Here is a 20189-nt window from a genome sequence, read left to right as displayed (position 1 = left end):
GAGCCCAGCTGAAACGTCCTACTCTATCCAGTGAATAATATGCTCTTCCCAATCATCTTCGTGCACAAGCTGCTCGGAGACCACGCGCCCCGCCACACTGATTCCTGCCTGCCTGACCGTGCCCGGCTCCCCGCTGATCAGCGGATGCCATTCGGGTAATGGCTGGCCATGGGCACGCAGCCGGTAGGCGCAAGTGGACGGCAGCCAGGCGGTATTGCGTGCCACCGCTTCGGTGACCTGGATGCAATCGGGCACCTTGCTAAAGCGAGTATCGTACACCCGGCACTGGCATTTCTGGCTATCCAGATAACGACAGGCCAGATTCGTGAAGGCCAGCTCGCCACTGTCCTCATCCTGCAACTTCACCAGACAGCAACGGCCACAGCCGTCACACAGCGCTTCCCACTCCGGTTTCGACAACTCCCCCAGAGGCAGCTCCCAGAAACGTTCACGCAAGCCCTTCTCAGGCATCCGGCCCTGCCGGTTTATCCGGGTGGCCATCGGCCATGAACATGTCCTCATCCGGTGGCGGCGGCATTTGCAGGTAAAACCCCTTGATGCGGATGTCATCCATCACTCTGCCCACTTCGGCCCGGGCCAACGGCCGGTCCGGGCTGAGAATCATATCGCTCACATGCACCGGCTTGCCAAACTGCTTCAACAGCACATCGGGCAGATCTCCGGTTCCCTTTTGCCGATCCACATACAGGTACATGCCAGCCTTGCGGCGGCTTTTATAGATCGAGCAGAACAGCTTGCCCTTCAACATCAAAGCAACTCCAGTAAGGGCCTGGTGACAATATCATGGCGCCAGCCAGTGAGTGGCTCGGGCACCTGATCGGGATGACGAATCAGGGACTCCAGCCAGCGGCGGCGCATCAGTACATCCGGTTTCATGTTCATGGACTCGGCAATCTCACCGACCCGTTTACGCAGGATCTTGGCCAGTTTTTTCTGGTGAGCATCCGGCGGCCCCGGCAACGGCTCCGGCGGCGTGCCGAGCCGACCCTCTTCCAGTAATGCCAGAATGGTATCACCATCCCGGCGGACTACCTTGGGATGCAGGCCCAGCTCCGAAAACAAACCCCGATCACTGCGGCTGGAGCGAGCCAGGTCCAGTAGCTGGGCATCCTTGAGCACAAAGCCCTTGGGTAGATCCCGCTCCCGGGCCATGCGATCCCGCCAGGGGCTCAGCACCGCCAGCACCGCCAAGGCCTGACCCTGCAGCAGGCCGGCACCTTTCACATTGCGCCAGGCCTTTTCCGGGGCGGTTACCGCCTGGGCCTGGGCCAGCAGCCGCTCACACTCTTCCCGCCACCAGCTCTCACGGCCCAGATTTACCAACCGACCACGCAGGATATCCGTCACCTCGGGCAGATATTTCACATCATCCTCGGCATAGAGCAACTGCTCCTGGCTGAGCGGTCGCTTGAGCCAGTTGGTGCGGGTAGCACCCTTGGGCAAGTCCACCCCGAGCAGCATTTGCACCACCCTCTGGTAGCCCAGCTGCATGTCCTCGCCGGTGAGGGCAGCGGCGATCTGGGTATCTTCGATGGCCGCCGGGTAGTCGCCGCTGAACGCCGCAATAGCCTCCAGATCCTCGGAACAGGCATGCATCACCAGGGTGTGCTGCTGGAACAGAGGCGCCAGATCCGAACCGCTCGCCTTGGTGGTATCGATCAGCCGGATCTGCTCACCATCGTGAACCTGCACCAGGGCCAGTTGCGGCCAGAAGGTGCGCTCGCGCATGAATTCGGTGTCCAGGTAGAGGGGCGTTGTCGCCGCCAGCCCGGACCGCCAGGAGGAGATGTCGTCGCTGTTGTCACACCAGAGATAAGCCATGAAGTCGCCTGAGTCTGAATTGGCGACGATTATACGGGCTCAGGGCGGCACATTTCAGCAACACAGGCCGCCGATGTGGGATTTATCCGCCACTGGGCCAGATAACCGCCTGATGGCAGTGTGAAAAATTGCATTCAGCGGGTCGCATAGCAGCGAAAAATCCCGGCTCACGCTCAATTTCCCGGCGCTTTTCTGCTACGCTTTGCGCCGCACTGAAAACCGCACAGGAAGAACCCATGAGCACGAAACTGGTACTGGTCCGCCATGGCCAAAGCGTTTGGAACAAGGAAAACCGTTTCACCGGCTGGAAAGACGTGGATCTCACTGATCAGGGCCGCGAGGAAGCCCGCACGGCCGGCGAATTGCTGAAGGAAGCAGGCTTTGAGTTCGATGTGGCTTACACCTCCGTGCTCAAGCGCGCCATCCGCACCCTGTGGTCCATCCTCGACAACATGGATCAGATGTGGATTCCGGTGATCCGCGATTACCGTCTGAATGAACGCCACTACGGCGCCCTGCAGGGTCTGAACAAGGCGGAAACCGCCGCCAAGTACGGCGACGATCAGGTGCATATCTGGCGCCGCAGCTACGACACCCCGCCGCCGAAGATGGAGCGCGACGACGAACGCTACGCCGGCAACTTCCGGGTATACAAGGGCCTCAGCGAGAACGAGATCCCCCTGTCCGAAAGCCTCAAGGACACCGTGGATCGCTTCGTGCCCTACTTCGAAAGCGAGATCAAGCCGCAGGTCGAAGCCGGCAAGCAGGTATTGATCTGCGCCCACGGCAACAGCCTGCGGGCACTGGTGAAATATCTTGGCGACATTTCCGACGAGGAAATCGTCAAGCTCAACATCCCCACCGGCGTGCCGATGGTCTACGAGCTGGATGACAACCTGAAGCCCATCAAGAACTACTACCTGGGCGACGCCGAGGAAGTAGCAAAGGCTGCCGAAGCCGTGGCGAATCAGGGCAAGGCGTAAGCAAAACGCCGACGGCCTGACTCAAAAGCCCGACCCGGGAAACCGGGTCGGGCTTTTTTGTGGGCAGCCCCATTCAGCATGGCCAATAGCCCAGGCAGCTGACGAAAGTAGCGAGGCACGAGTTTCCAGTTACGAAAACCGGCGTTCACTGCTCGCAGCTCGTCACTCGCGGCGTTGAGCATCCCCAACAGGCTTTCTTCTACATGTGTTCGGTAGCGTCGCTGGCAGCCCCCTGATCCTGCCGTCCCGCTTCCCATGCCGAATGCAGAACAGGGTCTTCATAGGGATTAGCGGTAACCCACCAGGCGGTCAGGCGGCCCCGTTCATAGGCCACCTCCACGCTATCGTCCTCCGAAACCTCCGGTGCCCGCCAGCGGGCCAGCCAGCGCTGCTGCAAAGCTCGCACGTCATGGCCGACCACCAGCAGGCAAGGCACCAGTAACAGGCTCACCAACGTCGCAAACAGCACGCCGAAGGCCAGGGACACCGCCATGGGGATCAGGAAGCGGGCCTGAACACTGGTTTCCAGCATCAACGGCGCGACCCCGGCAAAGGTGGTGATAGACGTCAACATCACCGGTCGCAATCGACCACTCACGCCTTCGATTACCGCATCGCGCAAGCGCATGCCGTGAGCCCTGAAGCTGTTGATAGCATCAATCAGAACCAGGTTGTCGTTGACCACCACCCCGCTCACCGCAATCACCCCCACCAGCGACCACAACGTCAGGCTGTAGCCCAGCAGGAAGTGCCCCATGAAGGCCCCCACCATCCCAAAGGGAATCGCCGCCATCACCAGCAGTGGCTGGCCGTAGCCGCCGAACAGCACAGTGAGCAGGAAGAAAATTGCGGCCAGGGCGATCAGGTAGCTGATCGACAGATGATCGAGAAAATCCTGAATCGCCGCCTGCTTGCCGGCCACCGTCCAGCCGGCCTGCTCATCCGCTGTCTGCATGGGCGCCAGCACTTGTTCGCGCAACGCCGTCATCACCTGAGCCGGAGAGGTCATGTGCTCATCCACGAAGGCACTGACGGTGGCACTACGGCGGCCATCGTAGTGACTGATCATGGCCGGCACCTGGCGCCGGTTCAGGTCCGCCACCGCCGCCAGCACGGTGATCTCCCCATCCGGCAGCTGCACCGGTAACCGTTCCAGGTCGCTGATGCGGCGGCTGTCGCCGCTGGCCAGACGCAGCATCACCGGCACTTCCTGATCCTGTTCAAACCAGCGATCCAGCTCGATGCCGTGGAAGGCATTGCGGATCTGCAAGCCTAGTTGCTCCGCACGCAGACCGGCCAGCTTACCCTCCTCACGCAGGCCGATATCGACGATGGTGCGCCGGGCATGCAGGTTATTGGCCACTTCATGGACGCCTTCCATGCGTGACAGGGCCAGCGCTGTCTGCTCACTCAACCGCTGCAACGTGCCCAGATCCGGGTGGAACAGATTGACGTGAATGTCCGGTTTCACCTGCATCAGGCTGGCGTGGAATTTTACCGACAGGGCATCGGCAATGGGCCCGTGCTGGTCACGCCACAGGCTGGCCATCTCCCGGGGCGGCAGGGCACTGGTATCTCCGCCAATGGCCAGAGTCACCCGCACCCGGAAACGGGCCCCCGGATCGCGGGCATTGGAGGTTTTCTGGCGTACCCCTTGCTCGGCGAACACCGCATCTACGGTCACAGGCTGATCGTCAGCCTGCAACTGCGCCGACAGCTTGCGGGCGGAGCCCTCCAGGGCCTGCACTTCGCGCAGCAGCCGCGCCTCGCCGGTACCCTGCGGAAACACCACCTCCGCCATCACCCGGTCTCCTTCCACCCGGGAGAACAGCACCATGGTCAGCCAACCGCTGTTGACCAGGGCGCAGCAGAAAATAAACAGCCCAACAAACACCACCACCAGCACATAGCGCCAGCGCAGGGCGCGGCGCAGCAACGGCCGGGCGCGGTATTCCAGCCAGCGGTCCAGCCCGGCGTTGATACGGGTGGAGAGCTGCTCGGACTGGCGCCAGATGCCCCGGGCCGGGCGGTCATAGCTGAGGTGGGAAGGCAGAATCCACAGGGATTCCACCAGCGACAGCACCAGAATTGCCATGGAAACGATGGGGATCACCCGCATCAAGGCCCCTTCCGGCCCCGGCAGGAACAGCAGGGGCGCAAAGGCAAACAGGGTGGTCAGCACCGCAAACAGGATCGGCCGTGATACCCGCTGGGCGCCGGCAATGGCCGCCTCCTGGCCGCTCATCCCACCCTGGCGGCGCTGATGGTCGATACTCTCGCCGACGATCACCGCATCATCCACCACGATGCCCAGCACCAGAATAAAGGCGAACAGGGAAATGGTGTTGAATGATTCCCCCAGTACCGGCAGCAAGGCGCAGGCCCCCAGCATGCACACCGGAATCCCCAGCGCCACCCAGCCGGCCAGGCGCAGGGTGAGAAACACCCCCAGCATCAGCGTCAGCAACACCAGCCCCTGCAACGCATTACGCCACAACAGGTGGGAGCGTTCGCGGAACTGAGCGGCATCATCACTCCACACCCGCAGGGCCACGCCGCGGGGTAATTCCGCCTCCTGCAGGTAGCCGCTCACTGCGCCGGCCACGTCCAGCACGTTCTGATCGCCCACCCGGTACACATCCAGGGCCACTGCCGGCTTACCGTCCAGCCAGGCGGCCTGGCTGTCCCGGGAGAACCCATCCTCGATTTGCGCCACGTCTCCCAGCCGCAACAGATCGCCCTGCTCCGACTGGCGGATCACCAGCTGCTCATAGGCAGCGGCATCCCCCGGCTGCTGACCGGTCTGCAGCAGCCAGTCGCCCCGGTCGCTGCGCAACAAGCCGCCGGCAATCCGCTCCACACTCTCGCGGGCTGCGGCGGCCATGCCTTCCAGAGTGAGCTGGTAGCGGTAGAGATCATCCCGCGCCACGGTCAGCGCCATTTCCCGTTCCGGCAGGTTCTCGATATCCACGCTGGAGACCGCATCGTGATTAAGCAGCTGTCGGCGTACCTGGTGGGCCAACTGATAGATATCCTGGCGCGACAGGCTGCCACTGAGCAGCAGGCGCACCACCCGGTTGCGCACGATCAGCTCCTGCACCCGGGGCCGTTCGGCGTCGCCGGGCAAGCTGTCCAGCCCTTCCAGGCGAGTACGGATCTGTTCCAGCACGGCGCGGGTATCATGGCCCTTGAGCACGTCCAGTTGCACCGAACAGAGCCCCTCACGGGCTTCACTGATCAGCTCGGTACCGCCTTCCACATCGTCGATGGCGGTTTCCACCGGCGTGCAGACCATGGCTTCCACGCTTTCCGGAGTGGCCTGTGGCCAGGCCACATAGATGCCGATACGGTCCAGCGGCACGTTGGGCAGGGTTTCCTGGCGGGTATGGGGAATGGCCATCAACCCGGCCAGCAGCAGGGTAATCATCAGCAGGTTGGCCACTGCACCGTTACGAGCGAACCAGGCAATGCTGCGATTCACAGCGCTGTCCCAGCGGCAGAACGGTCCGCCAGCCCACTGGCAGGAACGCGGGGATCGATGCGCATGCCTTCCAGCAGTTGCAGGTCACCGGCCAGCACCACCCGGGACGACGCTGTTACCCCATCGTGCAGGTACAGGTAGTCGTCATCGTGATGCAGCACTGCCACCGACTGACGACGCAAGCGCTTGTCCTTATCCAGTACCCAGACGGTATTTTCGCCGGCCTGGGCCGCCCGGGGCAGCATTGCCACGTTGCGCGTCGGCGCTCCGCGCAGCTCCGCCTGCACCAGCACCCCGGGTTCCAGGGGCAGGCCATCTTCCGAATTGGTGACCTGGACGATCAGATGCATCATGCGGTTCTTGTTCAAGCCACCCTCGCGACGCACCACCTTGCCCTGCCACTGACCATCGCGGCCGGCAAAACGCCCGCGCAAGGTCACGTTGACCTGCCGCAGGGTCGTTTCATCGCCGGGCATGATGCCGAGCAGCGCCAGCCATTCATCGCGGACCGGCAGACGCACTTCCACCCTGTCCTCCTGATATAACCGGGCCAGCACACTACCGGCCTGAATCTGCTGACCGGCCATCACCTGCACCGCTTTGAGCCGCCCGCTGATTGGCGCCACCAGCTCGGTCTGTTCCTGGTTACGCTGGGCCTGACGTAGCCCGGCACGAGCAGAGGCCAGCCGGCTGTTGGCTTCGTCCAGTTGTGGCTCGAAACGGCCCAGGGCGGAAGACCGTTTGGAGGACCCGGACACCCGCGCACGCGCCCGGGTTTCTTCCAGATGCAGACGCGCCGCGTGGACCGCGTTCTGCTGGGCGGTTACGTCCAGGGCAAAGGGCTCCGGGTCCAGCTTCAGCAATACCTCGTCGGCAGTCACACGCCCCCCGTCCGCCAGCAGCGGCGACACCTCCTGCACCCGGCCAGAGACTTCCAGGCTCATGGGCAATTCGTGACGGGCGCGAACCAGGCCCTGGCTGTGCACCGGGATCACCACGTCTTTCCATTCCACTTGCCAGGTATCCAGCGCGAGTATGGTTTCTTCCGTTTTCAGGGTGGGCGTAGCCGGCGGCACCAGATACAGCGCAGTCACCGCCAGTCCCATGGCCAGGGTAGCCAGCAGGGCCACCAACGCGCGCAGACTGAGAATTCGTTTCATGCCGTCACACCCAGCTCATCAACCCAGCGTTGCAGGCACTCCTGCACCACTGCCTCTGACGCACCCAGAGAGGGGTGTAGCTTCAGCGCCAGGCTCAAGCTGCCGTTAACAATCATCATGCCGTTGGCAACCGGATGAGTGGGACTTCCCGGGCCACAGCAAGCGAACACGGTGTCGGGAGCCAGGCCGCCAGAGACGAAGTCGATCTGCCACTCGCCCAGATTGGAAAAGGAGCCACCGTGCTGGGCGCCGTTGAGTAAACGTCCACATAACCAGTCCACACCCCGCTGACCAACCAGACGACCAATGCGAGCAAGGTGCCAATAGCGCCAGTGAATATTGGCTTTCAGATAGCTGCGAATGGTGTGATCCAGGTGCGTCAGCGAGTCGTCACTGTCCACCGTCATATAAAATGCGCTGGACAGATTCATGTCTGGTCGCCCCATCGGCACCACTCCGCGCATGTTCACCGGAAAGCACCAGCTTATCGGGCTTGCATGGGTCATCAGGGTATCCGCTACAGCCAGATGCAGAGCCTTCAGCAAGAGGCTGTTGAGTGACACCTGCTGCGCCTTCGCCCGTTGCCGTAACGCACGGGTCTGCAGCGGCGTTAGCCATTGCACCAGGGGCTCGTCGGCTTGCTCATCGACAGTGGTGGTGAAAATACGCCACGGGGGCGACTGTGGTTGACGCTGCTCCGGTCGAGCCTGCCAGCGACGCCAGAAAGATGGCGCACGAGTCTGGCGACTGAGGGGCATGGGCGGTTGCCGGACGCCCATGCGCTTGAGAGACTCGGCGATCCCGCCCACGCCATCATGGTCCCGGTGCCGCAGCGCCACCGTATGGCGTTTGCCTGAGCCCGGATTGATGAAAATAAACTCGATACGGTCATCAATACCGAGCCGGGCGCGGGCCCGGTACCACATGCCAATGTAGTCTGTTGCGCTGGCACTCACAGGCGGGCGACCTCCACATAGGGAAGGCGCCCATCCAGCTGGTCTCGCGGATCGCCGTCATAGCTCACCAGAAAATGATCGCTGAGCAACAACCTGCGACGGTAACTCGCTGGCACCCGGGCCAGCGGGTCCTGGGTAAAAAAGCCACATACCAGCGCATCGTAGTGACCATGGAAGCGGCTGATGGCATCGTCCAGCAACAGCCGCAGCAGCTCCGGGCGATTGTCCTCCACCACCAGGCTGTGCAGAGTCAGGTAGGACAGCACACCGCCCGGTGCCGGCAATTTCATGCCGCCGCGCAGCAGGCTGTGAGTGTTGTAAAGATGGCGCATGACCCCCATGCCGCGGGCATAGCCCAGCACCCGAGTCTGCTTGATGCCTTGTTGATCCCAGAAACCCATCAACCCCTTCAGGACTCCCCCGATCCACAAACCGATAAAGTTGCGCGGGCTGAGCCCGTAGCAATAAGCATCACCCCGAACGCGAGACACATCCCAGTAGGGGAAAAACTGTTTCTGGGAGCCTTGATAGCGCAGCAGCTGGGAAATGGCATCCAGATCTGCCTCACCGGTCTGGCGAATGACCGCATCGTCGGGCAGTTTGCGGCGGCGAGCCCGCGTATAAAGCATGCTGGTTTCAATGGTGCCCGACGGATAGTAGGTGGGCAGCCCGGCACGACCACTAGCCACCGTGGACAGGGACGCCATGTTGTCGCGCAACACCGTGGTCTGCATCCACTCACCGTCCCCCAGTTGCTTGCGCAATTGGCGAAAAAGCCTATGCAGAATCATGCCGTTGCGACATTGTGGCGAAATACGCAGATCGTGGGCATAACGCACCGGCCTCGCCTGCCCGTTTACCCACACATGGCGCCAACCCACGTTATAGACCGCACCAATCGGGCCCTCACCCTCGCGGGGCTCGGCCACCCATACATCCGGTTCTTCACAAGTCACCCGGGCGCCACGAAAGTAATCCGGGTTACGCTCAAAATTCAGGGTGACAGCACCGGGCTGAGGCGTGCCTTGCAACAGCGACAGGATAGCGCCGTTGTCCTCCTCCCGGGCCTGGCGAATGCGGTAATTCACAGCACCGCCTCCCCGACTGCCCGAGCAGATGCCTGCGAGTGGCCAAACCATAGCGGCAACACTCCAGGCCAGTACTGCAAGGACTCCATCTTGATGTTGCCTTCGATCATGCCGCGCTCGCGGCATTGCTGCAGATACCGCTCACGCATGTCCCGGTGAATCACACAGCGCAGCGGTGCCAGTTGCTCCAGATTGCGGGCCAGCTGGTAATGGAAATGCTGCTGCAGGGCAGCGTCGAGAGCGCCTGCCACTCTCTCACTTTCCGTGCTCTCCCCTTCCAGCAACAACACATAACCGGGAATACCCTCACCGGCATCCTCCACGGCCACTGTGCACACCGGCAGGGTTTTTGCCGGCAATCTGACCTCGGCAAGGGCGGCATCCAGCGCCGCCGCAGTCAGCTTTTCACCAACCATATCCGTGGTACCGGCACGCCCCAGGAAGGTCAGAGCAGGAATTCCCCCAGGCAAACCATCCACTCGCACCAGATCATTCAGCCGATAGCGCAACAGGCCGCTGCCGGTACTGAGCAGGGGCATCACCTGCTGTCCCTGCTCCAGCTCCCATGGCGCATAGATAGTGCCATCGGATGGATCCTGGAATTCATACACATGGCTGCGGTAGGCCAGCGCGTGTTGCCCCTGATAGGGAATGGTGACCACCCCTTCTGTCGCCCACAGCCCCTTGCCCTGGAACGCCGCCTGCGGCAACAGGGCATGCAACTGCCTGGCCCAGGGGCCAGATGCCGCGGTATCCCAGGCGCTGACGAGCGCCAGGGACGGCCACAACGCCATAAAGAAATCCGCACTCAACCGTCCATCCCACTGGCGCAGCAGTTCGGCCCCTCGGGGGGATCGGGGGCACGACTGGGTATTGCTGCCCAGCATGCGGTTACCCCAGGAGCCGGTTGCCAACACCTCTGCCAATTCCTCACGCCACATCGCCATGGATTTGAGCAAGCCCAATCCAAAGGTGGGGCTCCAGATGGACATCATCGACAGGGAGGAATCACTGATCAGATAGGCCAGCGTGGCAAACAGGGAATCCTCGGACGTACGCGCCAGAGACACATCCTGGGGAACCGCCTGGGTCGCACCGGCCAGCAGGCGCTTGCCCATGGACATGAGCTGAATATCGTCATTGATATCCTCACGCATGTTGTCACGCAGCGAGGTGGGCACCCAGGACATGGACCAGTAGTGACGGCCCTGTCTGAGCCTGGGGAACTGACGATACAGATCCACAATCCAGGGGCTGATGGCGTTATCCAGCTCCGATAGAAAATGGCGGGTATAGGGAATCCACTTGATCGCCGAGGTGGACCCGCTGGTGGGCTGGTAGCGAACCACTGGAGACTGGATCAGGGCGTTACCGCCGGACTCGCGGGCACGATCGACCGGGTCACGCCAGTGGTCGTAGTCACTTACCGGCACCTGCTCGGCAAAGGTTTCCCATTGCCAGTGTGCCGCTACCCCCTGGCGCTGCCCGGCCTCACAGGCTGCCACCTTGCGCAGCAACAGCGCCAGTTTTTGCCTTTGTACGCTTTCCAGATGTGCCCGCCCGGCGGCAAAGCGCCGCTCCCCCGGCCAGGCGGCCATTTTGAGCAAACGATGTCCAAACATGGTTACCCCGGTGTTATTCGCAGGCCACAGCTGCAACTTGTGTTTTTGTTTTTCTTCGTTGTTTACGCCACAGGGAAAACGGGTAACTCACCAGCAGGGAAAGATTAATCTCCCCTATACAAGGCAATTCGGTTCCCCGGTTCCAGGTAGGATTCCGTATTTCGAAAAACTGAATTTTTTCGTTTTCCTGTCGCATTTCTTCGGTAATTTTTGCCACGTTGGATTTCAGATGGGTATAACCCTCGCCGAAATCCAGCAACTTTTTATCTTCACAGTAATAGTCAGCAAACAAACGCTCACAATAGGAATCCACAAAGGGGGCAAGATCGTCACTTTTACCTTCTGGATGCGGGTAATAATTGTGGAAGTTATTCGCCATCAACAAATAGGTTTTATAGCCTTTTGATATCAGCAACCAGAACAGCGGACGAAAAGGGTGCCGCAACTTTTCACGGATCATTCGGAAGAAAAATGTTATCTGCAGGGCTCGGCTACCCCAGTACTTTTCTTCAATGATGGTGTCACCGCTAAACACCCCTTTTACCTGGCGGCCAGCCACGGTCATATCCAGGGTTTTTAAGGTGGAAAAACCGACCACGCGCTTGGTCGGTTTTTCCTCAACCAGAATCACACCACTTTTTTCCACCATGTCGCGGCAGAAAACGTCGAGACTTATATTTTCGTAGTACCCGGAGTAAATCTCATACATTCTTCGCATGACGGGAACCGATACTTTGGAAAGGGGGAGATAACGGGCTTTTAGGGTTTCTTTTTTTTCCCTTTGCATTTCTCTGCTCCATGATTATTTTTATGCACAAAAAAGCGGGGCTCATCATCTCCATGGAAGGTGACCGACTTAATAGTTAAAGCGGCCATTTTTTTGTTAAAAAGGGCAAGCAGCATTTAAAATCGGCAAGACAGCCCGCCTAATGAGAGCTTGATCACAAGCATAACAACAACTACATCAGGCATAATAAAAATGAAAAACGACGGAATGGCACTCGACGTTCCTCTCATCTCAGTCCGTTATGCCCGCCGCTTTTTGCGGTTCGTACAAAAACACGGAATTAGTGGCACGGTAGTGCTCGAAGGATCAGGCATAGATAGCCATATTCTCGACAACCCGGATGCCTATCTTTCCATGCGGCAAGTGCAACATCTGCTACACAACGGCAACCGTCTACTCAACGATCACACCGCACCGTTTCGTTTCGGTCAGGAGCTGGACCTGCAAGGTCATGGGCTGTTCGGATTTGCGCTGCTGCGACAACAGGATTATCGCAAGCTGGTGAACATGGTGGTGCAGTACCTGCGGGTATCGTTGCCACTTATGGATATGGAAATCCACTGCACTGGCGAACTGATTTCCATCCGCCTGCATGACAACTGGGACCTGAAAAAACTTAAACCCATGGTGGCCAATATCTACATGGGCAGCATCCATGCACTGGCATCACTGGTCTGTCGAACGTTCACGTTCGAATTTGATTTTGCCTGTCCCGGCAACAGTCTCGCCTGGCAGAGGCTGGCCGACGGCGTAGAGGTAAAGTTCAACCGGCCACACAATCAGGTGTTGATGCCGCTATCGGGACGTCAGGCCAGGGATGACGATGCCAGCGTGGCCACCTACTTGGCCGCCGCCCGTTCCCGGGAGCAGATCCAGGGCGATGACAGTCTCAAGGTAGTCATCAAGGTGCGCCACGAAATCATGAACGCTCCAGGACGTGACAGCACCCTGGAGCGAGTAGCCCAGAAACTGGGCATGAGCACGCGCTCAGTACGACGTCACCTGGGCCTGGCCGGTTTTGCCTTCAGCGGCATCCGCAATGACATCCGCGAAACCTTCGCAAGCCGCTATCTACTGGAAACGGACATGCCGCTGGAGAAAATCGCCGACCAGCTCGGTTACAGTGACCAGGCCAGCTTCAGCAAGGCCTACCGCAGCTGGACGGGACGCACCCCGGGAGAGGTCCGCCGCACCAGCCGCCCATGACAGGAATTAACAGGAATTGACCTGAACGCTTCAGCCCGAAGCGCTTCGGCTTTTCCATTTCCGGATCTTTCCCACTACTATCAAGGTCACATCTGCATACTTCATACCAGTAATAACAAGCAGGAAGGATCCATGAAGAAGTTGATTACTGCCGTCGCTACGGCCTTAGCCCTTACCATCTCACTGCCCGCCCAGGCCGAATCCATCAAACGCAAGGTCTGTGTCTTCGATATCGTCGGCAATGTGGGGCCGGTGATGAGTGCCATGAAGGACTGGCAGGCCGCCGCTTTGGCCTGGGACCTGGAAGTGGAGTTGATTCCCCATACCAACGAAGCCATTGCCGCTGAAGATCTCAAAGCTGGTGTCTGCGATGCTGCCCTGATCACCGGTATTCGCGGTCGTAACTTCAACAAGTACGCCGGCACCATCGATTCCATCGGCGCCATTCCCTCCATGGAACACATGAACGTGGTCCTGAAAGTGCTGGCGCACCCGCAAACTGCCGACAAGCTTTCCCAGGGTTCCTATCAGATCATGGGTGTGGCCCCGGCCGGTGCCGCCTATGTCTTCGTGAACGACCGGGAAATCAACTCTCTGGCCAAGGCAGCCGGGAAGCGTGTGGCAGTGCTGGAATATGATGAAACCCAGGCCATTCTGGTTTCCCAGGTGGGTGCGACCCCGGTGGGTTCCGATGTGACCAACTTCTCCACCAAATTCAACAACGGCGTGGTCGATGTCATCGCCGCTCCACTGGTGGCCTATGATGCGCTGGAGCTCTACAAGGGCCTGAGCCCGGATGGCGGCATCATCGACTACCCGCTAGCTCAACTGACCATTCAGCTGGTGGCCAAGAAAGACCGCTTCCCCGCCGACATGGCACAGAAATCACGCGAGTATTTCTATAACAACCTGAATCGCATTACCGAACAGCTAGACAAGGAAGCCGAAAAGGTCGACCCGCGCTGGTGGGTGCAGATTCCGGATGCGGATAAAAACGAATATGAAGTGATGATGCAGGAAGCCCGTAACCAACTGCGCGACCAAGGCTATTACGACCAGGATATGCTCGGGCTGCTGCGCAAGGTGCGCTGCAAGATGGATCCGACACGGGCGGAGTGCACCTAGGAAAGCAGTTGAAAGTTTCAAGTTGAAAGTTACAACGCGAGATAGTCCGTCTCGTTGTTAACGCAAAGAGGCCGCGCCAAAGTTTGGGCGCGGCCTCTTGCATTTCAGTTCCTGAAACAGGCAGGCGCGTTGCAACTTGGAACTTTCAACTTGTAACTCATCAAAGCCCCAACTGCTTGGCAATCACCTCATTCATGATCTCGTGGGTGCCGCCGCCGATGGCGAGGATGCGGTTGTCGCGATACAGGCGTTCGACTACGGTGCCTCGCATGTAGCCGCTGCCGCCGAATAGTTGCACCGCGTCGTAGGTAACCCGGTCGGCACAGCGGGTAGCCACGTTCTTGGCCATGGACACGTCCAGCACGCAGTTTTCGCCCGCAGCAATCTTCGCGGCCACCCGATAGGTGAACTCGGTGCTGGCTTTCACATCAGTGGCCATTTCCGCCAGCTTGTGACGAGTGACCTGGAACCCGGCCAGGGGACGGCCAAAGGCTTCCCGTTCTTTCACGTAGCGCATGGCTTCATCCAGGGCCAGCTGAGCGGTGCTGTTGGCGGTGACCGCCAGCACCAGGCGCTCCATCTGGAAGTTACTCATGATGCAGTAGAAGCCGCCATTTTCCGGGCCGATCAGGTTTTCCGCCGGCACACGGCAATCCTCGAAAAACAGCTCAGCGGTGTCGGACGCCCACCAGCCCATCTTCTTCAGCTTGCGGCCCACGGAGAAGCCTGGGGTGCCCTTCTCAACCAGCAACAGGCTGATACCGCCGTAGCCCTTGTCGCCGGTGCGCACTGCCACGGTATAATAATCTGCACGCACGCCGCTGGTGATGAAGGTTTTGGCGCCGTTTACCACATAGTGATCGCCATCACGCACCGCGCGAGTGCGCAGGTTGGCCACATCGGAACCGCCATTGGGCTCGGTAATGGCCAGGGCGGAGATCTTCTGCCCACCGATTACCTCCGGCACCACCTTCTGCTTCATGGCATCGCTGCCCCACTTCCAGATCGGCGGCAGACCAATATCCAGGGAGCCCAGGCTGGCGCACAGGCCACCGGACGAACACCGCACCAGCTCCTCGCAGGCGGCAATCTTCATGAACACATCTTCGCCGGTACCGCCGAATTCTTCCGGGGCATTGATGCTCAGGATGCCGGCATCAGCGGCCTTGTTGTACAGCTCGCGGGGGAATTCACCGGCTTCTTCCCAGTCATCTACATGGGGCAGGATTTCCCTTTCCACGAATTTGCGAACGGTCTCGCGCACCATCTGGTGGGTTTCATTGAAATAATCCAACGCGCTCACAGGGCCTCCTTTTATTAGCTAACCTAGCGCTTGCTTGGTTTTGACCTTAGCAGAGTGTGTGTGAGGAAGGCTATACAGGAGAAAGGTTTGTGTGGCTTGGAGCAGGAAGAGTGGGGATTCTTTTGGCAGGAGAGCCACTTTGTTGGCCTAATGGGCGCCGCATTATTCAACATTAACCGGAATCTGCTCATTATCTCGCTGACGCTCGGTTCGCATGTCGCAGATCTCCCTTGGAGGCAAGCATGCGTTATTCGCTACGCTCCGTTCCTAGAAGCGGCTTCTTGGAAATGGCGGGCCCCCGGGAGTTTTCCACCCTTTCCCTATCCATTCGAGCCTAGCTCGAAGCCTTCAGCTTTCGAAAGGTCGGCGGCCTCTGAGCGCCTGGGCCAGCGTAGCACCATCAACGAACTCCAGGTCGCCCCCCATGGGCACGCCCTGGGCGATACGGCTGACAGTGATGCCGGCCTCCTGGGCCAGATCCAGCACATAGTGGGCGGTGGCTTCGCCTTCCACGGTGGTGCCGGTCGCCAGAATCAATTCGTTGATCTCGCCTTGCTTCAAACGCTGCTCGAGCACATCCAGCCCCAGTTCCCGGGGACCGATGCCATCCAGGGGCGACAATTCGCCCATCAGTACGAAGTACTGACCGCGGTATTCGCCGGACTGCTCGAAGGCCAGCACATCCGCCGGCGTGGCGACGATACAGACCAGGGTGGAATCCCGGCGGGCATCGCTGCACACCGGGCAGAGTTCTTCTTCCGCGTAATTGCGGCAGCGCTGACAGTGTTGCACACCATCCATGGCCGCATGCAGGGCATTGCCCAGACGGCGCCCCTCTTCCCGACCACGGTCCAGCAGGGAATAGGCCATGCGCTGGGCGGAGCGGGGCCCGACACCGGGCAGGCAGGTAAAGGCGTGGATCAACTGGTCAACCAGCGGTGCATGCTTCACAGGCAATGCCCCTTACGGCTTGAAGCCTGGCGGAAAGGGAAAACCACCGGCCATATTCTGCATGCTGTCCTGCTGCTGCTTTTCCACCCGACGCACGGCATCGTTAACGGCAGCGGCCAGCAGGTCTTCCAGCAGCTCCTTGTCTTCGCTCATCAGGGAAGCATCAATGTCCACGCCCTTGACGTCGTGACGACCATTCATGGTCACCTTGACCAAGCCGGCACCGGACTCGCCGGTAACTTCCGCATTGGCGGCCTCGTCCTGCATTTTTTTCATCTTCTCCTGCATGGCCTGGGCCTGCTGCATGAGAGAGTTGATATCGAAATCCATCATTGTCTCCACCCGGTCTGACCGGGAGTTATTCCACTGTTTCTTTTGGCGTTACGCTGCCTTCGTCCAGCCGGCCATCAAAGGTGCTGACCAGCTGCTGTACCACCGGATCCTCATGCAGGGTTCGGGTGGCATCGACCAGCAGTTCCTGACGCCGGGCTTCGGCCATGGCCTCCGGGGTATCGCCGGCCCGGCGTTCGTAATCCACCTGGATCTGGATGCGCCGCTGGAAATAATTTTCCAGTGCGCCACTCAACTCATCCAGACGTTCCCGGTTGACCAGCACCTCGTGTCCGGTGCTGATACGCAAGGTCCAGACCGTGTCTTCCCGGCTCACCAACACCGCATTGCGAGCGATATTGCGTACCGTGCCGTCCAGGTCCAGACGCAGCAGCAGGGCGGCCCACCAGGTGGCCACCTCAGATTCGCTGGTCGGTTCCTGCAGCGGCGCCAGCGGCGGCTCTTCTACCGCGTCCTGCGTCGGTCGCTCTGCAACAGCTTCCGGCACTGGCTCCGGTGTGGACTCAGGTTCAGGCTGGGGCGGCTCGGGCTCCGCTTGAACGGGCTCCGGCGCAGCCTGCTCGCGTGGCTCAGGAGTCGGGCTTTCCACCTGGGCCAGGGCGGCGGATGTGGCGCCACCTTGAGACACCGATTCCACGACCGGACTGGCAGCGGGCTGGGCGGTGGGTGGCGTGGGCGGCGTCGGGGCAGCAGCGGGCCGATCCAGCAGGGCTCGCAAATCCGGTTTGCCGCCAGCTTCTGCTGACGGCGCCGCTGCTTCAGGCTTTTTTACGCCGGCGTGTTCCCCCCGAGTCGGCAAGACCCCTTTGGGGGTAAACAGCACCATGCGCAGCAACAGCATTTCCAGCGCCGCGCGGCTGTCAGGGGCATCCTGAAGATCCCGGCGACCACGCACGGCCACATCGTAATACAGCTGAACCTGTTCAGCGCTTAGCGCCGCCGCCAACTGGGTAATGGTCTCGTCATGGCTGCCCGGTACGGCCTGACAGACTGCCAGCTGGTGGAGCTGACTGATCAACTCGTCCAGCAGCGCCAGTTCCCCGGGACAATGCTCGCTGACAGTGGCCAGCGCCTGCAGCACCCCGGCCGGTTCCTGCTCCGCCAGCGCCACCAGCAGGGTCAGTACATGGTTGCGATCCACGGTACCCAGCATGGCGTTCACCGCCTCGCTGCTGAGTTGCTCGCTGCCAAAGGCAATGGCCTGGTCGGTCAGGCTGAGCGCATCGCGCATGGAGCCCTGAGCCGCCTTGCCCAGGGCCAGCAGGGCCGGCGCCTCGTAGCGGATCATTTCCTTGTCCAGCAGGGCCTGAAGATGGCCGGCGATCTGCTCCGCCGGCAACGCCTTGAGGCTGAACTGCAGACAGCGGGACAGCACCGTCACCGGCAGCTTCTGCGGATCGGTGGTGGCCAGCAGGAATTTCACATGGGGCGGTGGTTCTTCCAGGGTCTTGAGCAGCGCATTGAAGGAATGCGCCGACAGCATGTGCACCTCATCGATGAGGTAGACCTTGTAGCGGCCCCGGGTCGGCGCGTACTGCACGTTGTCGAGCAGCTCGCGGGTATCTTCCACCTTGGTACGGCTGGCCGCATCCACTTCGATCAAGTCCACGAAGCGGCCTTCGCCGATTTCCACACAGGTGGGGCAAACCCCACAGGGACGGGCACTGACACCCTGCTCACAGTTAAGGCAACGGGACAGGATGCGCGCGATGGTGGTCTTGCCCACCCCGCGGGTGCCGGTGAACAGATAGGCGTGGTGCAGGCGATCCTGATCCAGCGCATGCATCAGGGCCCTGGAGACGTGCTCCTGCCCCACCAGCTCATCAAAGGTGCGGGGACGATATTTACGGGCAAGAACCTGATAACTCATAGCACTCCAGCGGCAATCGTGGCCACCAACAATAACGGCTTGGGAAGGGCCTTATGCTATCGAAGTTCACCGGGGGAGGACAGTGCGGAAGCGTGTTGCGTGAAGGCGTGCGGCGTGTAGCAGAATTTGGAGGTCTTCCCGCCAGCCACACCCCGGCACACGAGTCCACTGCTACCGTTGCTCCCTTCCGGGCCTGGCGGAGTTCACAGTCTGTCGTTGCGGGGGGACCGACGGGTCGACCATAACGCGCCTGCGGCCAAGGCTGCAGAGCGAGGGCGCATTGTGGCCAAAGCGACCGGCCATTGCAAGATAGGCCCAGTCCATCTGCCTAAAGCTTGATCAGGCTGGCCGTGATGACAGCCCGGGTCTACACTGAAAGTCTATGGTGGACGGAGAGTGTACCGTGACAAGCAGCAAGAAGATTCGTATTGCCATCAACGGCTTTGGCCGCATCGGTCGCTGTATTGTCCGGGCGATCAGTGAACATCCCGCCGGCGACCGCTTCGAACTGGTTGCCATTAACGATCTGGCAGATTTTGATGTGCTCGCCCACTTGCTGGCCTTCGACAGCACCCACGGCCGCTGGCCACACTCCGTGCATTACGACGGCAACCACCTGGAAATCAATGGCCACCGGATTCCCTGTTTCGCCGAAAGCCGGCTGGAAGACCTGCCCTGGACATCGCTGGCACCGGACCTGGTGATCGAATGCGCAGGCAAGTACAAGACCCGGGATGCCTTGAACGGTCACCTTGAAGCCGGCGCCACCCGGGTTCTGGCCAGCTACCCGGTGAACGACGCCGATGCCACTGTAGTCTATGGCGTCAATCATGCCGTACTGGGTAGCGAGCAGCAGATTGTCTCCAACGCCTCCTGCACCACCAACTGCCTGGCGCCCATGGTGGCAGTGCTGGATCAGGCCTTTACGGTTCGCCAGGGCCTGATGACCACCATCCACAGCTATACCAACGACCAGAACCTGGTGGACAAGGCCCACGGGGATTTGCTGCGCGCCCGGGCGGCAGCGGTGAACATGATCCCCACCAGCACCGGCGCCGCGAAAGCCGTGGGGCTGGTACTGCCCCATCTGCAAGGACGACTGGATGGCCTGGCGGTGCGGGTGCCCACCCTGAATGTGTCACTGGTGGATTTAACCGTCACCCTGGAGCAGGTGGAATCCCTGGAACAGGTCCATGAGGCTCTTAGCAATGCTGCCCATGGCGATCTGCAGGGGGTGCTGGCAGTGAACCACCTGCCGCTGGTCTCCAGCGACTTCAACCACCTGCCCTACTCCTGCGTGGTGGATACCAACCACAGCCGATTACTGGGCCAACAGCTGAAACTGCTGGCCTGGTACGACAACGAGTGGGGGTTCAGCCACCGCATGCTGGACGTGGCAGCGTATTGGATGGACGCCTGAAACCGGGCGTCAGCATTACCAGCCCCGTTGGAGCCTTGCTTGCA

The 20189-nt window shown here is 60.5% G+C and carries 17 protein-coding genes and 1 other RNA gene; 4 read left to right on the top strand and 14 right to left on the bottom strand.

All coding sequences use genetic code 11. From position 1 onward, the window contains the following. Positions 1–18: 18 nt before the first annotated feature. Genes T9A_RS07440 through rnd form a run of 3 tightly spaced genes read right to left on the bottom strand, consistent with a single transcriptional unit; the run spans position 19 to position 1842 of the window. On the bottom strand, positions 19–471 hold the full coding sequence (locus T9A_RS07440; protein ID WP_035246513.1) for a YcgN family cysteine cluster protein: 453 nt from the start codon (positions 469–471) through the stop codon (positions 19–21). Next, positions 464–769 carry a YcgL domain-containing protein gene (locus tag T9A_RS07435; protein ID WP_035246510.1) on the bottom strand — a complete coding sequence of 102 codons (306 nt, stop codon included), beginning with the start codon at positions 767–769 and terminating at the stop codon, positions 464–466. The genes T9A_RS07440 and T9A_RS07435 overlap by 8 nt, the downstream gene beginning before the upstream one ends. Next, on the bottom strand, positions 769–1842 hold the full coding sequence (gene rnd / locus T9A_RS07430) for a ribonuclease D (RefSeq protein ID WP_035246507.1): 1074 nt from the start codon (positions 1840–1842) through the stop codon (positions 769–771). The genes T9A_RS07435 and rnd overlap by 1 nt, the downstream gene beginning before the upstream one ends. 236 nt (positions 1843–2078) lie before the next feature. On the opposite strand from rnd, the gene gpmA reads away from it, so the two are divergent. Continuing rightward, the gene (gpmA, locus tag T9A_RS07425; protein WP_035246505.1) at positions 2079–2825 is read left to right on the top strand and encodes a 2,3-diphosphoglycerate-dependent phosphoglycerate mutase; all 747 of its coding nucleotides are present in this window, start codon (positions 2079–2081) and stop codon (positions 2823–2825) included. Positions 2826–3024: 199 nt separating this feature from the next. Here gpmA and T9A_RS07420 read toward each other — a convergent pair whose 3' ends face one another. The 6 genes from T9A_RS07420 to T9A_RS07395 are packed head-to-tail and all read right to left on the bottom strand — an operon-like array spanning position 3025 to position 11919. Next, positions 3025–6306 carry an efflux RND transporter permease subunit gene (locus tag T9A_RS07420; protein ID WP_035246503.1) on the bottom strand — a complete coding sequence of 1094 codons (3282 nt, stop codon included), beginning with the start codon at positions 6304–6306 and terminating at the stop codon, positions 3025–3027. After that, positions 6303–7466 (bottom strand): efflux RND transporter periplasmic adaptor subunit, encoded by a 1164-nt coding sequence (locus T9A_RS07415; RefSeq protein WP_035246501.1) that lies wholly within the window; start codon positions 7464–7466, stop codon positions 6303–6305. Before T9A_RS07415 ends, T9A_RS07420 begins: the two co-directional genes overlap by 4 nt. Then, on the bottom strand, positions 7463–8422 hold the full coding sequence (locus tag T9A_RS07410) for a phthiocerol/phthiodiolone dimycocerosyl transferase family protein (protein ID WP_035246500.1): 960 nt from the start codon (positions 8420–8422) through the stop codon (positions 7463–7465). The genes T9A_RS07415 and T9A_RS07410 overlap by 4 nt, the downstream gene beginning before the upstream one ends. Then, positions 8419–9510 (bottom strand): GNAT family N-acetyltransferase, encoded by a 1092-nt coding sequence (locus T9A_RS07405; protein ID WP_035246499.1) that lies wholly within the window; start codon positions 9508–9510, stop codon positions 8419–8421. Before T9A_RS07405 ends, T9A_RS07410 begins: the two co-directional genes overlap by 4 nt. Further along, entirely contained in the window at positions 9507–11132 is a 1626-nt protein-coding gene (locus T9A_RS07400) for a GH3 family acyl-acid amido synthetase (protein ID WP_052042602.1), read from the bottom strand. Before T9A_RS07400 ends, T9A_RS07405 begins: the two co-directional genes overlap by 4 nt. Before the next feature lie 13 nt (positions 11133–11145). Next, positions 11146–11919, bottom strand: coding sequence for a hypothetical protein (locus tag T9A_RS07395; protein ID WP_035246498.1), 774 nt, complete (start codon positions 11917–11919; stop codon positions 11146–11148). A gap of 192 nt (positions 11920–12111) precedes the next feature. Between T9A_RS07395 and T9A_RS07390 the strand changes: the two genes are divergently transcribed. After that, positions 12112–13125 carry an AraC family transcriptional regulator gene (locus T9A_RS07390; protein WP_035246497.1) on the top strand — a complete coding sequence of 338 codons (1014 nt, stop codon included), beginning with the start codon at positions 12112–12114 and terminating at the stop codon, positions 13123–13125. 132 nt (positions 13126–13257) lie between these two features. Continuing rightward, positions 13258–14250, top strand: coding sequence for a putative solute-binding protein (locus T9A_RS07385; RefSeq protein WP_035246495.1), 993 nt, complete (start codon positions 13258–13260; stop codon positions 14248–14250). A 160-nt stretch (positions 14251–14410) separates the two neighbouring features. Here T9A_RS07385 and T9A_RS07380 read toward each other — a convergent pair whose 3' ends face one another. The 5 genes from T9A_RS07380 to ffs form a co-directional block, all read right to left on the bottom strand. Next, positions 14411–15553, bottom strand: coding sequence for an acyl-CoA dehydrogenase family protein (locus tag T9A_RS07380; RefSeq protein ID WP_035246493.1), 1143 nt, complete (start codon positions 15551–15553; stop codon positions 14411–14413). A gap of 348 nt (positions 15554–15901) precedes the next feature. After that, positions 15902–16504 (bottom strand): recombination mediator RecR, encoded by a 603-nt coding sequence (recR, locus tag T9A_RS07375; RefSeq protein ID WP_035246491.1) that lies wholly within the window; start codon positions 16502–16504, stop codon positions 15902–15904. Between the two features lie 12 nt (positions 16505–16516). After that, on the bottom strand, positions 16517–16834 hold the full coding sequence (locus T9A_RS07370; RefSeq protein WP_035246489.1) for a YbaB/EbfC family nucleoid-associated protein: 318 nt from the start codon (positions 16832–16834) through the stop codon (positions 16517–16519). Between the two features lie 28 nt (positions 16835–16862). Beyond that, on the bottom strand, positions 16863–18725 hold the full coding sequence (gene dnaX, locus T9A_RS07365; RefSeq protein ID WP_035246488.1) for a DNA polymerase III subunit gamma/tau: 1863 nt from the start codon (positions 18723–18725) through the stop codon (positions 16863–16865). 136 nt (positions 18726–18861) lie between these two features. Then, positions 18862–18958: signal recognition particle sRNA small type (gene ffs, locus T9A_RS16835), an RNA gene on the bottom strand. A gap of 170 nt (positions 18959–19128) precedes the next feature. Here ffs and gap point away from each other — a divergent pair. Beyond that, entirely contained in the window at positions 19129–20145 is a 1017-nt protein-coding gene (gap, locus tag T9A_RS07360; protein ID WP_035246865.1) for a type I glyceraldehyde-3-phosphate dehydrogenase, read from the top strand. Positions 20146–20189 lie beyond the last annotated feature (44 nt).

Origin of the sequence: Alcanivorax jadensis T9 (genome assembly GCF_000756655.1) — a bacterium.
GTDB classification, from domain to species: domain Bacteria; phylum Pseudomonadota; class Gammaproteobacteria; order Pseudomonadales; family Alcanivoracaceae; genus Alcanivorax; species Alcanivorax jadensis.
This window is presented reverse-complemented; position numbering and strand designations above follow the sequence as displayed.